Annotated in this window: 13 protein-coding genes; 5 read left to right on the forward strand and 8 right to left on the reverse strand. The window is 69.4% G+C overall.

Annotation, left to right across the window (positions count from 1 at the left end; all coding sequences use genetic code 11):
- Window positions 1–221 precede the first annotated feature (221 nt).
- Window positions 222–1,700 (reverse strand): phosphodiester glycosidase family protein, encoded by a 1,479-nt coding sequence (locus IEY87_RS26315; RefSeq protein ID WP_189141469.1) that lies wholly within the window; start codon window positions 1,698–1,700, stop codon window positions 222–224.
- Window positions 1,701–1,999: 299 nt separating this feature from the next.
- On the opposite strand from IEY87_RS26315, the gene trpS reads away from it, so the two are divergent.
- On the forward strand, window positions 2,000–2,962 hold the full coding sequence (trpS, locus tag IEY87_RS26320) for a tryptophan--tRNA ligase (RefSeq protein ID WP_189141470.1): 963 nt from the start codon (window positions 2,000–2,002) through the stop codon (window positions 2,960–2,962).
- On the opposite strand, the gene IEY87_RS26325 is transcribed toward trpS, so the two are convergent.
- The 3 genes from IEY87_RS26325 to IEY87_RS26335 form a co-directional block, all read right to left on the reverse strand.
- Complete coding sequence (locus tag IEY87_RS26325; RefSeq protein ID WP_189141471.1) at window positions 2,959–4,578, reverse strand: PucR family transcriptional regulator; 1,620 nt, start codon at window positions 4,576–4,578, stop codon at window positions 2,959–2,961. The two genes, trpS and IEY87_RS26325, sit on opposite strands and share 4 nt — an antisense overlap.
- A gap of 65 nt (window positions 4,579–4,643) precedes the next feature.
- Window positions 4,644–6,263, reverse strand: coding sequence for an AMP-binding protein (locus IEY87_RS26330; protein WP_189141472.1), 1,620 nt, complete (start codon window positions 6,261–6,263; stop codon window positions 4,644–4,646).
- 13 nt (window positions 6,264–6,276) lie between these two features.
- The gene (locus IEY87_RS26335) at window positions 6,277–6,978 is read right to left on the reverse strand and encodes a TetR/AcrR family transcriptional regulator (protein ID WP_189141473.1); all 702 of its coding nucleotides are present in this window, start codon (window positions 6,976–6,978) and stop codon (window positions 6,277–6,279) included.
- 55 nt (window positions 6,979–7,033) lie between these two features.
- Between IEY87_RS26335 and IEY87_RS26340 the strand changes: the two genes are divergently transcribed.
- A complete protein-coding gene (locus IEY87_RS26340) occupies window positions 7,034–8,491 on the forward strand; it encodes an MFS transporter (RefSeq protein ID WP_189141474.1) in 1,458 nt (485 codons plus the stop codon).
- A 51-nt stretch (window positions 8,492–8,542) separates the two neighbouring features.
- On the opposite strand, the gene IEY87_RS26345 is transcribed toward IEY87_RS26340, so the two are convergent.
- On the reverse strand, window positions 8,543–9,256 hold the full coding sequence (locus tag IEY87_RS26345; RefSeq protein WP_189141475.1) for an alternative oxidase: 714 nt from the start codon (window positions 9,254–9,256) through the stop codon (window positions 8,543–8,545).
- Between the two features lie 214 nt (window positions 9,257–9,470).
- Complete coding sequence (locus tag IEY87_RS26350) at window positions 9,471–9,743, reverse strand: WGxxGxxG family protein (RefSeq protein WP_225278086.1); 273 nt, start codon at window positions 9,741–9,743, stop codon at window positions 9,471–9,473.
- 301 nt (window positions 9,744–10,044) lie between these two features.
- Here IEY87_RS26350 and IEY87_RS26355 point away from each other — a divergent pair, with 301 nt between their 5' ends.
- From IEY87_RS26355 to IEY87_RS26365, 3 genes are read left to right on the forward strand one after another with little or no spacing between them, the layout of a single operon-like run.
- Window positions 10,045–11,322: an aspartate aminotransferase family protein gene (locus IEY87_RS26355; RefSeq protein WP_189141476.1), complete on the forward strand. Its 1,278-nt coding sequence runs from the start codon at window positions 10,045–10,047 to the stop codon at window positions 11,320–11,322.
- Window positions 11,319–12,824: a CoA-acylating methylmalonate-semialdehyde dehydrogenase gene (locus IEY87_RS26360; RefSeq protein WP_189141477.1), complete on the forward strand. Its 1,506-nt coding sequence runs from the start codon at window positions 11,319–11,321 to the stop codon at window positions 12,822–12,824. The genes IEY87_RS26355 and IEY87_RS26360 overlap by 4 nt, the downstream gene beginning before the upstream one ends.
- A gap of 56 nt (window positions 12,825–12,880) precedes the next feature.
- A complete protein-coding gene (locus IEY87_RS26365) occupies window positions 12,881–14,029 on the forward strand; it encodes an extracellular solute-binding protein (RefSeq protein ID WP_189141478.1) in 1,149 nt (382 codons plus the stop codon).
- A 131-nt stretch (window positions 14,030–14,160) separates the two neighbouring features.
- Here the strand turns inward: IEY87_RS26365 and IEY87_RS26370 are convergent, their stop codons facing one another.
- The gene (locus tag IEY87_RS26370; protein WP_225278085.1) at window positions 14,161–14,394 is read right to left on the reverse strand and encodes a hypothetical protein; all 234 of its coding nucleotides are present in this window, start codon (window positions 14,392–14,394) and stop codon (window positions 14,161–14,163) included.
- A gap of 175 nt (window positions 14,395–14,569) precedes the next feature.
- A complete protein-coding gene (gene gabT, locus IEY87_RS26375) occupies window positions 14,570–15,898 on the reverse strand; it encodes a 4-aminobutyrate--2-oxoglutarate transaminase (RefSeq protein WP_189141479.1) in 1,329 nt (442 codons plus the stop codon).
- Window positions 15,899–15,977 lie beyond the last annotated feature (79 nt).

Consider the following 15,977-nt stretch of genomic DNA (forward strand, 5'->3'; position numbering starts at 1 on the left):
CGGACAATCTTTCAGGTAGGGCCCCGACACTTTGGCTGTCGGGGCCTTATCTGCATTTCTGGGGAGTTCCAGATGGGTTCCACGTTTGACGTGTGTGGGGCTTGTGGAGGGGGTTTTCACGCCTAAGACGGTGTGGGAACCCCCTTTTTTGTTGTGACGAAGCAAGGCCCCGGAAGTGACGCACTTCCGGGGCCTTGGGCTTGTGGTCGTCGTGGTGAGACTTACTTGGGCAGTACCAGCAGGGCGTCGCCTACGGGGCGTTCCCGGCCGTCGGAGGGGTGGTTGACCACCTTCTTGCCGACCACCATGGCGGTGGAGCCGCCGCCGTCCAGGTTGATCGCCTGGGTGGCGCCGAGCCAGCGCATGAACTGGGCCGCCTCGACGAAGTTGGCGCCCACCGTGACCCCCGGCTGGCGGCCGTCGATGGTCGCCAGGATGAGGCTGCCGTTGCGGGTGGTGCCGACCAGGGTGCGGGGGTGACGGCGGAGGATCATGTTCATGGAGTCGTGGCCATCGAGCTTGGCGGTGATCTTGACCTGTCCGTTCCGTACCAGGCCGACGCCGCCGGCGATCACGTTCAGGTCGGGGGTGAGCTTGAGGGCCCTGTTGGTGCGCAGGTCCGTCAGCTTGGTGTCGACCTTGACCGTCCAGGCCTCCCAGGCGTGCTCGTTCAGCCAGTCGGAGGCCACGCCCGCGCCGTGCAGGACCCGCATGCCCTTGGGCACCGCGGCGCCGGAGGCGCGCAGGGTCACGACCTTGCCGTTGGCGTCGAGGACGACGTCGGAGCCGTCGTTGGCGGGGGTCTTGGCGCCGTATTCCTCGGTGTAGAGGATGAGCTCGTCGGTGCCGGCCATGCGGTTGACGCCGTTCACCGGGAGTCTGGCACCGTCCTGGGAGATCGCGGTGACGGTGGAGCCGAGCTCGGTGATGCGGGCCTTGCGGCCGTTCATGACCACGGCGGAGCGGCCGGGGACGGCCTCGCTGAGCAGTCTGCCGCTGACCACGGAGGCGCCGACGGGCTCGCCGCGCAGCTGCTTGGCGGTGTGGATGTTGAAGAAGCCGCCGTTGACGGCGGCGAGGGCGCCACGCGCCTTGGCCATCGAGGAGACGGACTCGCGCTTGGCGACGCTGGTGCCGAGGGAGGCGGCGTAGCTGCCGCGGAACGTCCTGGAGTCGATCATCATGACCTTGACGTCCCAGGGGCCGGTGGTCTGGAGGCCGTCGTCGCCGAGGTAGTCGGTCTTCACCTTCAGGCCGGCCTCTTTGAGCTTCTTGGCCATCTTGTCGGCCTTGGCCTTGTCCTTGATCGTCCACAGGCCGACCCGCACCATGTACACCTCTTGGGCGGGCGCGTCGGCGACCTGGGGGCGCACCACCTTCTGCAGGCTGGCGACCTCCCCGGCGGCCTCCACCTCGGCGACCTTGGCCTGGGCGGTCCCCAGCATGCCGTAGTCGCGCCCGCTCGGCATGAGCACCGTCACCGTGTAGCCGTCGGTGGAGGTGCCCGCCTTCACGTCGTACAGGTCGATGCCCTGGGCCACGGCGGTCACGGTCTTGGTCGGCGCGGGGCGCGCGCCGAGCGGGAACCTGGTCGACGGGAACTTGAGCGCCGTCTCCTCCTCGGCGGCGGCGCCTGGCACGGCGGTGGCCGTGAGCGTCGCGGCCATGGCCAGGCCGACGACTAGGGTGCGTCGAGACATGAAGACTCCAAGAGGGCGGCAGAGAACAGACCGGCCCTATCCTGACGAGATCAAGGTCGCTAACGCAGCGAAACACGCTAATCGGCCGGAGTGGTTACGAGATCGACACACGGTTGCGGTGCTGCCTTTGGGAATTGGCCGAGAAACGGCGTTCCGCACCTAGAATGGGATTCATGAAGCGCATGTGCATGTGGTGGTGGCCGAGAGACGGCCGCTGACTTTCACCTGCACGGGCCGTCCTCGGGGCGGCCACGCGCGTGGGTTCCTCAGGACGGGCATGACCTGAGGAGGGACTCGACATGCAGCACATCGTTCTCACCGGAGACCGCCCGACCGGGCCGCTCCATCTCGGCCACTATTTCGGCTCGCTGGCCAACCGGGTCGCGTTGCAGGACACGTACCCGATGTATGTCCTTATCGCTGACTATCAGGTGATAACGGATAGGGATCGGCCGGGGGACATTCAGCGGAACGTCACGGGGCTGCTCCTGGACTATCTGGCCGTCGGGCTCGACCCGGCGAAGGTGACGATCTTCCGGCACAGTGCGATCCCGGAGCTCAACCAGCTCATGCTGCCGTTCCTGAGCCTGGTGTCGGTGGCCGAGCTGAGCCGTAACCCGACCGTCAAAGACGAGATCGCGCACAGCAGCCAGCGGGCGGTCAACGGGCTGATGTTCACCTATCCGGTGCACCAGGCGGCCGACATCCTGTTCTGCAAGGGCACGCTGGTGCCGGTCGGCAGGGACCAGCTCCCGCATGTGGAGATGACCCGGCTGGTGGCGCGGCGCTTCAACGAGCGCTACGGCGAGGTCTTCCCGGAGCCGGAGGCGATGTTGAGCGACGGCTCGCTGGTCAAGGGGCTCGACGGCGGCAAGATGAGCAAGAGCAGGGGCAACGCGATCCCGCTGTCGGCCGGCGAGGACGAGACGGCGGCCCTCATCCGCAAGGCGCGCACCGACTCCGAGCGCCTGATCACCTTCGACGAGCAGGCCCGCCCAGAGGTGGCCAATCTGCTCACGCTGGCGTCGCTGTGTCTCGGCCGCCCGCCGCGGGAGCTCGCCGACGAGATCGGGTACGGCGGGGCCGCGGCGCTGAAGCGGCTGGTCACGGATGCGGTCAACGACTTTCTGCGCCCGATCAGGCGGCGCCGGCGCGAGCATACGGAGGAGGAGGTGCACGCGGCGCTGGCCGAGGGGAACCGGCGGGCTCGTGAGCGGGCGATCACGACGCTCGACGAGGTGCGGGCCGCCATGAAGTTCTAGCGGCTGCTCTCCCGGCGGAAGGACTCCAGGGCCAGCAGTGCCACGTGCAGCGACAGGCAGGACTCGACGTCGTCCAGATCGGTGTCGAGGATGCGTTCGAGGCGGCGCAGGCGGTCGTAGAAGGCGGGCCTCGACAGGTGCGCCTTCTGGGCCGCCACCGCCTTGTTGCGGCCGGCGTCCAGATAGATGCGCAGGATGCGGGTCAGGTCGCCGCCGCGCTGCGCGTCGTGCGCCAGCAGTGCGCCCAGCTCCCGCTCGGCGAAGGTCTGCAGCCTGGCGTCGTCGCGCAGCAGGTGCAGCAGTCCGCGCAGGCGCAGGTCGGGCAGGCGGTAGTAGGGTCTGCCGTCCGGCTGGCGGACCGCCACGTCGGCCACCTGCTCCGCCTCCAGGAAGCTGCGCCGTACGTCTCTGATGGACTCGACCATGGAGCCGGCGGCCAGCACGAACGCGGCGCCGGGCTTCCACAACGCGCGCAGGCGCTCGGAGAGCGCGGTCAGCGCCGGCTCGGGGCTGGTGCGGGGCGGCAGCGGCAGCAGGACGCCGACCCGGTCCTGGTCAAGCGCGCCCACCAGGGCGGGCAGCCGGGCGTCGCGGCAGGCGGCGGCGGTCGCCTCGGCCAGCTCGCCGAGCTCGGCCTGCCCGTCGAGCGCCTGGTCGAGGGGGTCGGTGGGGCGGATGACGACGCTGACCAGCTTGCGGCCGGTGAGCGGCACGCCGACCGCTCTGGCGCGGGCGGCGGCCTCGTCGGGGTCGGCGTAGGCGTGGGTGAGGATGCCGGTGATGATCGTGCCGTGTGCCTGGCGCTCCAGGGACTCCTGGTGCCGCTCCAGCAGGCGGCCGAGGGCGAGCGTGGTCGCGGCGCGCTCGGCCAGCACCAGGTCGCGGGGCGAGGGCTTGGCGTCGCAGAGCAGGATCAGCCTGCCCCAGTCCTGACCGCGGGCGCCGACGGTGGTGACCAGCCAGCCGGACGCGGCGTCGTAGGCGGTGCGCTCCGCCGGGGCCACCGCGCGCGACCTGCTCTCCCAGCCGGCCAGCAGCGTGCCGGTGTCGCGGCCGGCCGACTCGCAGGCCAGCACCTGGTGGGCGAGGTTCTCCAGCAGCACCGGGCGGCCGGACAGCCTGGACACCTGGGCCAGCACCTCCGCCGGTGACGCGCCCTCGACCGACAGCTCGGTGAACACCTCGTGCAGCTGCTCCGACGCGCGCAGCTCCTCGAGCTGGATGTCGATGATCCGGGCGTGCACGGCCTCGGTGATCTGCACGAACGGGGTCTCGCGGGTCAGCACGATCAGCGGCAGGCCGTGCTCCTCGGCGGATTTGACCACCTCGGCGGGCAGCTCGCGGACGAACCTGCGGCCCAGCTCGACGATCAGCCCGGAGGCGCCGACGGAGGAGAGCTCGGCGATGTAGTCGGTGAGCTTGCCCGGATCGGCGGGCAGGGCGACGCCCGTGGTGAGCACCAGCTCGCCGCCGCGCAGCAGCTGGGCGATGTCGGCGATCTCGCCGACGTGCACCCACCGCACCTTGGTGTCGAGCCGGTCCGCGCCCGCGACGACGCGCGGGTTACCCCGGCGAACGCTTTCCAAAACGAGGATGTCGGCGATGGTGGGCAGCACAGGGGCGAGCCTATCCGATCATTTTGTAAGAACGGGGTGAGGCCGACTGACAGAGTGCAAGCGGATCACTTCAAAAGGTCCTCCTCCCGGTACTCGCGCCCGGTCGGCTGGTCGCGGAGCTGCCCGCGCCGGATCTTGCCGGAGATCGTCTTGGGCAGCTCGCCGAACTCCAGCCTGCGCAGCCGCTTGAAGGGCGCCAGCTCGCGCCGCGAGTGCTCGAAGATCGACCGTGCCGTCGCCTCGCCGGGCTCGAACCCGGGCGCGAGCGTCACATACGCCTTGGGTACGGCCAGTCGCAGCGGATCGGGGTCGGGCACCACGGCCGCCTCCGCCACGGCCTCGTGCTCCAGCAGCACGCTCTCCAGCTCGAACGGCGAGATGCGATAGTCGGAGGCCTTGAAGACGTCGTCGGTCCTGCCCACATAGGTGATGTAGCCGTCGGCGTCCCGGGAGGCGACGTCTCCCGTGTGATAATGCCCGTCCCTCATCGCTTCACCCGATCCAGCGATATATCCGGACATGAGGCCCATGGGGCGGGGGTCGAGCGGCAGGCAGATCTCGCCGTCGTCACCAGGTTCGCCGGTCTCCACGTCCAGCAGTACCACCTCGTAGCCCGGCAGCGGCTTGCCCATCGAGCCGGGCCGGACCGGCTCGCCGGGCACGTTGCCGATCTGGGCGGTGGTCTCGGTCTGACCGTAGCCGTCCCTGATCGTGAGGCCCCACGCCTTGGCCACCTGGTCGATGATCTCCGGATTGAGCGGCTCGCCGGCGGCCACGGCGGTGCGCAGCGGCAGCTTCCAGGAGGCCAGGTCCTCTTGGATGAGCATCCGCCACACGGTCGGCGGCGCGCAGAAGGTCGTCACCCGCTCGTCGCGCAGCACCCGCAGCAGCTCGGTCGCCGAGAAGCGCTGGTAGTCGTGGATGAGCACGGTGGCGCCGGCGTTCCAGGGCGCGAAGACGTTGCTCCAGGCGTGCTTGGCCCAGCCGGGGGAGGATACGTTGAGATGCACGTCGCCGGGCCGCAGGCCGATCCAGAACATGGTGGACAGGTGCCCCACCGGATAGGAGGCGTGGGTGTGCTCCACCAGCTTGGGCGCCGAGGTGGTGCCCGAGGTGAAGTAGAGCAGCAGCGTGTCGCCCGCCCGGGTGGGACCGTCGGGGACGAAGTGCTCGGCCGCGCGCGTGCTGTCGTGGTAGGACAGCCATCCGTAGGCGTCGCCGACCGCGATGCGGGTGTACGGCCCGCCGCCGAACCTGCTCGCGTCCGCGGCGTTCGCGATCACATGGGAGACGCCGCCGCGCTCGATCCGCTCGGTGATGTCCTTGGCCGTCAGCAGCGTCGTGGCCGGGATGATCACCGCGCCGAGTTTCATGGCGGCCAGCAGCGACTCCCACAGCTCGGCCTGGTTGCCCAGCATGAGCAGGACCCGGTCACCGCGCCTGACGCCCTGCTCGTGCAGCCAGTTGGCCACCCGGTTGGAGCGGACGGACAACTCGGCGAAGGTGTAGGCGACCTTGCCGGGGATCTTGAGCGCGATCGCGTCGGGCGTCTCGGCGGCCAGCACCTCGTCGAACCAGTCGAGCGCCCAGTTGAACTCGGCCGGCTCGGGCCAGCGGAAGTCGCTGCGGGCGGTGTCGTAGTCGGCGTGGAGCAGGAAGTCGCGGGCCGCACGGAAATCGCTCATGCTCCGGATCCTGCTACGTCACCAGCCGAGCCTCAAGGCCATCGAGCACCGCGCCGAGCCCGAAACTGAAGGCCATCTCACGCACCTGGTCCGGATCGAGGTCCCAGGAATTGTGGATGCTCTCGGTCAGCTCGGGAATGCCGGCCGTGGCCTTGGTGACGGCCTCGCGCATGGTGTCGGGGTCGTAGCCGCCGTCGGCCTTCGACTTGTTCCAGGCGAGCTCCGGGATGGTCATGCCGAAGACGTAGGCGGTGAGGGTCGTGTTGGCGTAGTCGATCTCCAGGCCGGCGAATCCGGCGAGCTTGAAGGTCCTGCGCAGGACGGCGGCGAAGGCCAGAGCGTTGGGGCCGAGTGACGGCATGCGGCCGATGAGCTCGCCCGACCAGGGGTGGCGCAGGATCAGCCGGCGCATGCCGTGGGCGGCGGCCGCGACGGTCTGCTGCCAGGTCTGCGCGGTGGGCTCCGGGAGCGTGATCTCGCCCCAGAAGTCGTCGTAGGCCAGCTCCAGCAGCTCGTCCTTGTTGGCGACGTACCAGTAGATGCTCGTGGCGCCGGTGCCGAGGCGGGCGCCGAGTTTGCGCATGCTGAGCCCTTCGAGGCCCTCGGCGTCGAGCAGCTCGACGGCCGCCCTGACGATCTCGTCGCGGCTTCGGCCGGGGCTCTTGGCAGGGCGCGGGTCCCGCGTCCAGACGGAGGTGAACTGCTTGCCGGTCACCTCTCCAGGATAAAGGCAGTCGCACACCGTACGAGGTTTGTCGTACAGTGTGCGAGTGGAATCGAACACTGTACGAGATCCCCGTCGATGGTGGATACTCGGCGTCCTGTGCCTCGCACTGCTGGTCCTGTCCGTGGACGGCACAGTGCTCAACCTGGCGATCCCTTCGCTGATCAGCGAACTGGGGGCGTCCTTCTCCGAGATCCAGTGGATGCTGGACTCCTACGTGCTGGCCTTCGCCGGGCTGCTGCTCACGGCGGGCAGTCTGTCGGACCGCTACGGCCGCAGGCTCTTTCTCATCATCGGCCTGGTGCTGTTCGGTGGCGCGTCGCTGCTGGCGGTGTTCGTCACCGAGCCGTGGCAGCTCATCGGCGCCCGCGCGCTGATGGGCGTCGGCGGGGCGATCATGATGCCCTCGACGCTGTCCATCCTGATGACCGTCTTCGACGAGGAGGAACGCCGTAAGGCGATGGCCGTCTGGGGCGGGGTGGCGATGATCAGCGTGATCCTCGGGCCCACGCTGGGCGGCTTCCTGCTGGAGCACTACTGGTGGGGCTCGGTCTTCCTGCTGAACATCCCCATTGTGCTGATCGCGATCGTGGCCGCCGTGGTGCTGATGCCGGAGACGCGCAGCGCCGGGCGCAAACTCGACCCGGTGGGCGTGGTGCTGTCCATCGTCGGGCTGACCGCCGCCGTCTATGTGATCATCGAGCGGGTTTTCGACCCGGTGATCATCGTGGTCGCGGTGGTGGCGCTCACCGCCTTCGTGCTCTGGGAGCGCCGGCAGGAGCATCCGATGCTGCCGCTCCAGCTCTTCAGGAACCGCAACTTCAGCGGGGCCTCGTTCGCCATCCTGCTGATGTCGTTCGGGGCCGGGGCCGTGATGCTCATGCTGACCCAGTATCTGCAGTTCGTCCTCGGGTACGGCGAGATGCGCGCCGGGCTGGCGCTGCTGCCGTACGCGGTGGCGGCGGCCATCTTCAACGGCCTCGGCGCCGGGCTGGGCCAGAAGATCAGCAACCGGACCCTGATCGCGGCGGGTCTGCTCGTCATGGCCGGCGGTTTCGCCGTCATGGCGACGACCACCGGTTACCTGTCGCTGCTCGTCGGCCTCGTGGTCATGGGCGTGGGCGGCGGGCTCGCCGGTCCCTCGGCCTACGCCTCGCTGATGAACGCGATCCCGCTGGAGTACGCGGGGGTCGGCTCGGCCATGAACGACACCGTGCAGCAGGTCGGGCTCGCCATGAGCATCGCCGTCCTGGGCAGCGTGCTGGCCGGGGTCTTCACCGCCGCCATGCCCGAGAGCGCTCCCGAGGCGGCCAGGGAGTCGATCGGCGTGGCGATCAACATGCCCGCCCTGGTGGCGCAGGCCAAGGCGGCCTTCACCGACGCGGTGCACCTCGGGGCCTGGGTGGGGGCCGGGTTCTGCGTGGCCGCGGCGCTGCTCGCGTTCGTCGTCATCCGGCCCGCCGCTCCTGCCGCCGCCACCACCCCTGAGCCCGTCGGCGTCTGACGGCACCGGCCGGTGAAGGCGGGCCGGTGGACACGGCCTGGTGGACACGGGTCAGCGGACACGGGGCTCGCGCATGCTCTCCAGGCTGTCGAGCTTGTGCGTACGCTCGTCGTGGCCGATCTGCCGCAGCAGGTCGGCCACCGAGCGGTAGCGGCCGTACTCCGCGGCGTAGGTGCCGGGGTCGGGGACGAAGTCCAGGTCCGGGTTCTGCGCCACGAACGTCATGTACTCATGCTCGGCGTGGTCCTCGAACTCGGCGTTCAGCCGGTAGCTCCAGTCCGGCCGGACCAGGAACAGCACCCAGGACACGTGGTAGTAGAAGAACGCGATGAGCCAGGGCGCCGCCTGGTGCAGCAGCCACCCCTGCTTGTGGCCGGAGCGCTGGACCAGATCCTGCATGATCAGCAGGTGCCACTGCTCGTTGTCCTGGTCGGCGCGGGCTTCCACGATCCGCTCGAAGACCCGGCGGGCCAGCGCGGAGCGGCCGGCGTGACGGTGCACGGCCCAGTAGCCCATCCGCTCCCATGCCTGGTAGGGCACCCGGGCGATGATCTCCAGCATGGCGAACTTGGTGTAGGAGCCCTGCTTGCCGTACAGGAGGTCGACGGGTTTGAACATCATCCTGGCCAGCAGGCCGTAGGCCATCCGCGGGGTGTCCATCGTGTCCTGCTGGGCGCGGCGGAGCTGGTCGCGGTCGAGCTTGGGCGGCCCGGACGGCGCCTCGGGGCGGCGATAGGCGGTGTGGTGGGCGGTGGTGATCGTCATGACCGGTCTCCTCAGGTCGTCTCGTTCGATGACCTGATGGTGCTCGACCGGACCCATGCCGGTCGTCGGCCGCTGGAGTGCTTCTGGGGTGCCTCGCGCGGCGTAGGCCCGCCGGTGGTCGTACGTCTGAAGGGGGACGGGTGATCCCCTAGGGGTGTGGCGGATCCCCGCCCGGCCTGGCCGGTGCGGGGACCCCTTGGAACGTGCGCCTGGCTTACGGGCGCGGCGGGCGGTTGGTCATGTGCTCGGCCGTGCCGACATGGCTCTTCTGCTTGCGCATGCCCGCGAGGCCGAGCAGACCCAGCAAGCCGAGCAGACCCCACAGGCCGGCGTTGCCGCCGCCTTCCTCTCGGTACTGGTTGGGCTGAGGTGACGGGTTGACCTGGCTCTGTGTCACCGGTACGGCCACCGTGTCCGCCGATGCGACGGCGGCGGGGGCGAGCGTCAGGAAGAAGGCCAGCCCCAGGCCCGTGAGCATCTTGCGCATTGGGTTCCCCCGATCTGGCGGCCTCACGACCGCGGAGACCGCCTGTCGCGTCTCCTGGACGTTCCCCAGAAGGCTTCCCCTGATGGGACGATCTCCCACATATCTCCTGCTAAAGCTACCCATACCATCGCGAACTTGGCTCAAACCTCTTCTGTCTGCGGCGGGAGTTTCTCCATATGTCAGGACATGTCGTCATCAGGGGTGGGTGGATGCGGGACTTGCGACAGTGTGTAAGACATTTTCTGCCTATGCCGACAACTTGAGTTTGGGGTCGTCGGCCGATAACCGGGATACTCAAGACATGTCCGAGCTTCTCGCGCGCCACAGGGCAGTGATCCCCAACTGGGTGAGCCTCAACTACAACGAGCCCATCGAGATCGTCAGCGGCAAGGGCAACCATGTCGTCGACGCCGAGGGCAAGAGCTACCTCGACTTCTTCGCCGGCATCCTGACCAACATGATCGGCTACGACGTCCCCGAGGTGCGCGAGGCGGTCGAACGCCAGCTCGCCACCGGCGTCGTGCACACCAGCACGGTCTATCTCCTGCGCGGGCAGATCGAGCTCGCCGAGAAGATCGCCAGGCTCTCCGGCATCCCCGACGCCAAGGTGTTCTTCACCAACTCCGGCACCGAGGCCAACGAGACCGCGCTGCTGCTGGCCACCTACGCCCGCAAGAGCGACCAGGTGCTCGCCATGCGGCAGAGCTACCACGGGCGCAGCTTCGGCACCGTCGGCGTCACCTCCCACCGGTCCTGGAAGAACAACTCGCTCTCCCCGCTGAACGCGCACTTCCTGCACGGCACCGACCGGCACCTGACCCAGTTCAAGGGGCTGTCCGACGCCGACTACATCGCGGCCTGCGTCGACGACCTGCGTCACGTGCTCGCCACCGCCGTCGCCAATGACGTGGCCGCGCTGATCGCCGAGCCGATCCAGGGCGTGGGCGGGTTCACGATGGCGCCCGACGGGCTGTTCGCCGCCTACAAGGAGGTGCTGGACGAGCAGGGCATCCTATTCATCTCCGACGAGGTGCAGACCGGCTGGGGCCGCACCGGCAGCGCGTTCTTCGGCATCCAGAACCACGGCGTGACGCCCGACATGATGACCTTCGCCAAGGGGCTGGGCAACGGCTTCGCCGTCGGCGGCATCGTGGCCCGCGGCGAGCTGCTGGACAGCCTGCCCGCCGTCGGCCTGTCCACCTTCGGCGGCAACCCGATCTCCATGGCCGCCGCCAACGCGACCCTCGACTACGTGCTCGACCACGATCTGCAGGCGAACGCCGCCAGGACCGGGAAGATCATCCTGGACGGGCTGCGCGCGGCCGCCACGCGGCTGCCGATCGTCCGCGACGTGCGCGGCAAGGGCCTGATGTTCGCCATCGAACTCGACAGCCCCGCGCAGACCGCGCGGTTCATGGAGGAGACGAAGAAGGCGGGCCTGCTCGCGGGCAAGGGCGGCCTGTACGGCACGGCCATCCGCATGGCGCCGCCGCTCACCCTGTCGGTCGCCGAGGCCACCCAGGGGCTGGAGATCATCGTCAGCGCGCTAGAGACCATCAACGCAGAGGCAGCTCAGTGAAGTCAGTCAACCATTGGATCAACGGCGCACGCGTCGACGGCGACGGCCGTACGAGCGAGCTCTTCAACCCGGCCACCGGCGAGGTCAGCGGCAGCGTCGCGCTGGCGTCGGTCGCGGACGTGGACGCGGCGGTCGCCGCGGCGAGCGCCGCGTTCCCCGGCTGGCGGGACACCTCGCTGGTCAGGCGGGCGCACGTGCTGTTCAGGTTCCGCGAGCTCGTGTACGCGCACCGCGACGAGATGGCCGCGCTGATCTCCGCCGAGCACGGCAAGGTGCACTCCGACGCGCTCGGCGAGGTCAGCCGGGGCATCGAGGTCGTGGAGTTCGCCTGCGGGATCCCGCACCTGCTCAAGGGCGGCTTCTCCGAAGGCGTCTCGACCCAGGTCGACTCCTACTCGATCCGGCAGCCGCTCGGCGTCGTGGCCGGTATCACGCCGTTCAACTTTCCGGCCATGGTGCCGATGTGGATGTACCCGATCGCGATCGCGTGCGGCAACACGTTCGTGCTCAAGCCCTCGGAGAAGGACCCGTCGGCGTCGCTGCTCATGGCGCGGCTCTGGCAGGAGGCCGGGCTGCCCGACGGCGTGTTCAACGTCGTGCAGGGCGACAAGGTCGCGGTCGACCGGCTGCTGGAGCACCCTGACGTGCGCGGCGTCTCCTTCGTCGGCTCCACCCCCATCGCCCGCTACGTCTACGAGACCGGCAGCGCGCACGGCAAGCGGGTGCAGGCGCTCGGCGGCGCCAAGAACCACATGCTGGTGCTGCCGGACGCGGACCTCGACCTGGTCGCCGACTCGGCCGTGTCGGCGGGCTTCGGCTCGGCCGGCGAGCGCTGCATGGCGATCTCGGTCGTGCTGGCCGTGGAGCCGGTGGCCGACGAGCTGGTACGCAAGATCGCCGAGCGGGTCGAGCAGCTGACCATCGGCCCCGGCGACGATCCCGACTCGCAGATGGGCCCGCTCGTCACCCGGGCGCACCGCGACAAGGTCGCCTCCTACCTCGACCTGGCCGTCGAGGAGGGCGCCAAGGTGGTGATCGACGGCCGCGAGACGGCCGTGCGCGGCGGCGGCACCGCGGCCGCGACGCCCGGCTTCTGGCTCGGCCCCACGCTGCTCGACCAGGTGCCCGCGGGCTCCCGGGTGCACGTGGAGGAGATCTTCGGGCCGGTGCTGTCGGTCGTGCGCGTCGAATCGTACGAAGAGGGACTTGAGCTCATCAACGGCAGTGAGTTCGGCAACGGCACGGCGATCTTCACCAACGACGGCGGCGCGGCCCGGCGCTTCCAGAACGAGGTCGAGGTCGGCATGATCGGCATCAACGTGCCGATCCCGGTGCCGATGGCGTTCTACAGCTTCGGCGGCTGGAAGTCCTCGCTCTTCGGCGACACGCACATGCACGGCACCGAGGGCGTCCACTTCTACACCCAGGGCAAGGTCGTCACCTCGCGCTGGCTCGACCCCTCCCACGGTGGCGTGAACCTCGGGTTCCCCACCAACAAGTGACCGGTGCGGCGCGGGGGAGGATCAGCCCTCCGCGCCGCCGCCGGTAGGCTCGGGACGTGCATCGTCCTCGCATCTCCGCCGTGGCGCTCGCCGCCGCGGCCCTGGTCGCCGCGACGGGCGCGGCGGGGCCGTCACCCAAGCCGACCCCCACGGCCACTCCCACGGCCACCCCCAGCAGCACTCCCAGTGCCAGCCCCACGCAGAGCGACGGCACGCTGCAGATCCTCACCTACCGCGGCTACGCCGAATACGGCGGCACCAGCCCGCGGGCCAACTGGGCGGGCCCCTTCGAGAAGGAGACCGGCTGCCGGGTCGCCCGCCTCGACACCGTGGGGACGCCCGAGGAGATGGCCGCGCGGCTGCGTGAGCGGAGCTACGACGTCATCTCGGCCGGGCCCGCGCTGGCCGCCGCCATGATCGCGGCCAAGCAGGTGCAGCCCATCGATACGGCCAAGATCGAGGACTACGACGACCTGGCCGAGCCGCTGCGCGAGCTGATGACCGACCCCAAGACCGACACCGTTCACGGGGTGCCGTTCCTGTGGGGCTCCCACGAGTTCCTCTACGACTCCCGCAGGGTCGGGGGCGGCGACCTGGCCCAGGTGCTCGGCGCGGCGCGGGTCATGCTCAAGGACAGCCCGCTGACCCTGGCCGACGCCGCGCTGGCCGACGACGCGGTGGAGCGGCCCTTCGAGCTGACCGCCGCCCAGCTCGACGAGGCGGCCGAGCGGCTGGCCGGGCACGATGACCGCACCTACTGGACCAACGGCCTCGACCTGGTCAAGGGCTTCGCCACCGGATCGGTCGACTACGCCCAGGCCACCCCTTACTACCGCCTGCTCCTGGGGAAGGCGAAGATCCCGGTCAAAGCGGTCAAGACCCGCAGGACCACCGGCTGGGTCGACTCGTGGATGCTCGCCGCGAATGTCACCGACACCAACTGCGCCTACCGCTGGCTCAGCCGGATGACCAAGTCCGGCTCCCAGCGCGACGCCGCCGCCTGGCTCGGCCTGGCCCCCGCCAACCCCCAGGCGTGCAAGGGACGAGCCCGGGAAGTGTGCACGGCGTACGGCGTGACGACCAAGTCATACCGGTTGGACCACATCGCCTTCGCCGTGCGTCCTCCTGGGGATTGCCTGCCTCCAGACGGGGAATGCACTGAATACAACGCTTGGACCGAAAGGTGGCGCGAACTTCTGAAGTGAGTGGGGACCGGTCATCCCCACCTGAAGTGCCGCGGGCGCACCCGTCCCCCGCTGGGTGCGACCTGCTGAGACGCCTCGGGCCTTCCCCCCGCCCCGAGGCGTCTCGCTCTTGTCGCCCGTTCGCGCACGGCTCAGCGTGCGGGGAAGGCGACCACGGTGGCCAGCGGCGCCGGCAGCAGCGCCTCGGCGCAGTCGGCGCAGGCCAGCGCCGTCATGTCGTCAGGAAAGCGGCCCACCCGGACCCGAGGCCGCGGCCACCTCTTGTGGCAGACGACGCAGGCGTCGCCCTGGCGCTGGGCGGCGCTCATGCCCTCAGGGTCGAACGTCAACATGTCCCGTGCCGTTCTGATCGGAGCCCAGTTCATCACGCTCCCCGCAGCGATCGTCCGTCCTCATACCGGATCCGTTATAACCCTGGCCGCATCCGTGATCGTCTAGCTGCGCGTCAAGTCAGAGTGAATTCTCTCCCCGGACAGGGCGCGTTACAGCAACAAATCGGGCATCCAGCAACAAGCCGGATGCCCGATTCGACAGGGTTTCTTACAGACTGGCGATGGCCTTCTCCAGGATGCCCAAGCCCTCCTCCAGGAGGGGCGCACCGATCACGAGGGGCGGCAGGAAGCGCAGCACGTTGCCGTACGTGCCCGCCGTGAGCACCAGGAGCCCTTCCGCGTGGCAGCGCCTGACGATCTCCTGGACGGCGGCCGGGTTCGGCTCCTTCGAGCCGGGGACCACCAGCTCGATGGCGATCATCGCGCCGCGTCCCCGCACGTCGCCGATGATGTCGAAGCGCTCCCGCAGCGCGTGCAGCCGGGGCAGCATGATCTCGCCGATGCGCCGCGCCTTGGCGACCAGGTCCTGCTCGGCGATGGTCTCCAGCACGCCGAGCGCCGCCTCGCAGGCGAGCGGATTGCCGCCGTACGTGCCGCCGAGCCCGCCCACGTGCACCCGGTCCATCAGCTCCGCCCGGCCTGTCACCGCCGCCAGCGGCAGCCCGCCCGCGATGCCCTTGGCGGTGCAGATGAGGTCGGGCACCACGCCCTCGTCCTCGCACGCGAACAGGTCACCGGTACGGGCGAAGCCCGTCTGCACCTCGTCGGCGACGAACACGATCCCGTTGGCGCGGCAGAACTCGGCCATCCTCGGCAGGAACCCCTTGGCGGGCTCGATGAAGCCGCCCTCGCCGGCGATCGGCTCGATCACCACGGCGGCCACGTTCTCCGCGCCGATCTGCTTGGTGATCATGTCGATGGCCTGGGCCGACGCCTCCTCGGCGCAGTTCTCCGGGCCGGTCGGCCAGCGGAACGGGTAGGCCAGCGGCACCCGGTAGACCTCGGGCGCGTACGGGCCGAAACCCTGCTTGTACGGCATGTTCTTGGCCGTGAGCGTCATCGTGAGCAGGGTGCGGCCGTGGTAGCCGTGGTCGAACACGACGACCGCGGGCCGGCCGGTGGCGTGCCTGGCGATCTTGACCGCGTTCTCCACGGCCTCGGCGCCGCTGTTGAGGAGCACCGTCCGCTTCTCGTGGTCGCCGGGGGTGAGCTCGTTGAGCTTCTCGCACACCTCGACGTACGACTCGTACGGCGTGATCATGAAGCAGGTGTGGGTGAACTCGGCGACCTGCCGCTGGACCCGCTCCACCACCTTCGGCGCGGCGTTGCCCACGCTCGTCACGGCGATGCCGGAGCCGAAGTCGATCAGCGAGTTCCCGTCGACGTCCTGCACCACGCCGCCGCCGGCGCGGGTCACGAAGACCGGCAGCGTGACGCCGATGCCGGGCGGGACGGCCGCCTGTTTGCGGGCCAGCAGCTCCTGCGACTTCGGGCCGGGGATCGGGGTGACGAGGCGGCGCTCCTGCGGAATGCTCATGTGCTCGACGGTACGGTGGCCGCCTCTCAGCTCCGATATGTCGATATGTAAGACTATGGGTGGTTTTCTCTGCCGGAAT

Source organism: Nonomuraea glycinis, from assembly GCF_014646515.1.
Classification (GTDB): Bacteria; Actinomycetota; Actinomycetes; order Streptosporangiales; family Streptosporangiaceae; genus Nonomuraea; species Nonomuraea glycinis.

Bases quoted from the DNA above. Each gene is read 5' to 3' on its own strand.
- IEY87_RS26315 (WP_189141469.1), bottom strand. From the start codon at position 1,700: ATGTCTCGACGCACCCTAGTCGTCGGCCTGGCCATGGCCGCGACGCTC.
- trpS (WP_189141470.1), top strand. From the start codon at position 2,000: ATGCAGCACATCGTTCTCACCGGAGACCGCCCGACCGGGCCGCTCCAT.
- IEY87_RS26330 (WP_189141472.1), bottom strand. From the start codon at position 6,263: ATGAGCGATTTCCGTGCGGCCCGCGACTTCCTGCTCCACGCCGACTAC.
- IEY87_RS26345 (WP_189141475.1), bottom strand. From the start codon at position 9,256: ATGACGATCACCACCGCCCACCACACCGCCTATCGCCGCCCCGAGGCG.
- IEY87_RS26350 (WP_225278086.1), bottom strand. From the start codon at position 9,743: ATGCGCAAGATGCTCACGGGCCTGGGGCTGGCCTTCTTCCTGACGCTC.
- IEY87_RS26355 (WP_189141476.1), top strand. From the start codon at position 10,045: ATGTCCGAGCTTCTCGCGCGCCACAGGGCAGTGATCCCCAACTGGGTG.
- IEY87_RS26370 (WP_225278085.1), bottom strand. From the start codon at position 14,394: ATGAACTGGGCTCCGATCAGAACGGCACGGGACATGTTGACGTTCGAC.
- gabT (WP_189141479.1), bottom strand. From the start codon at position 15,898: ATGAGCATTCCGCAGGAGCGCCGCCTCGTCACCCCGATCCCCGGCCCG.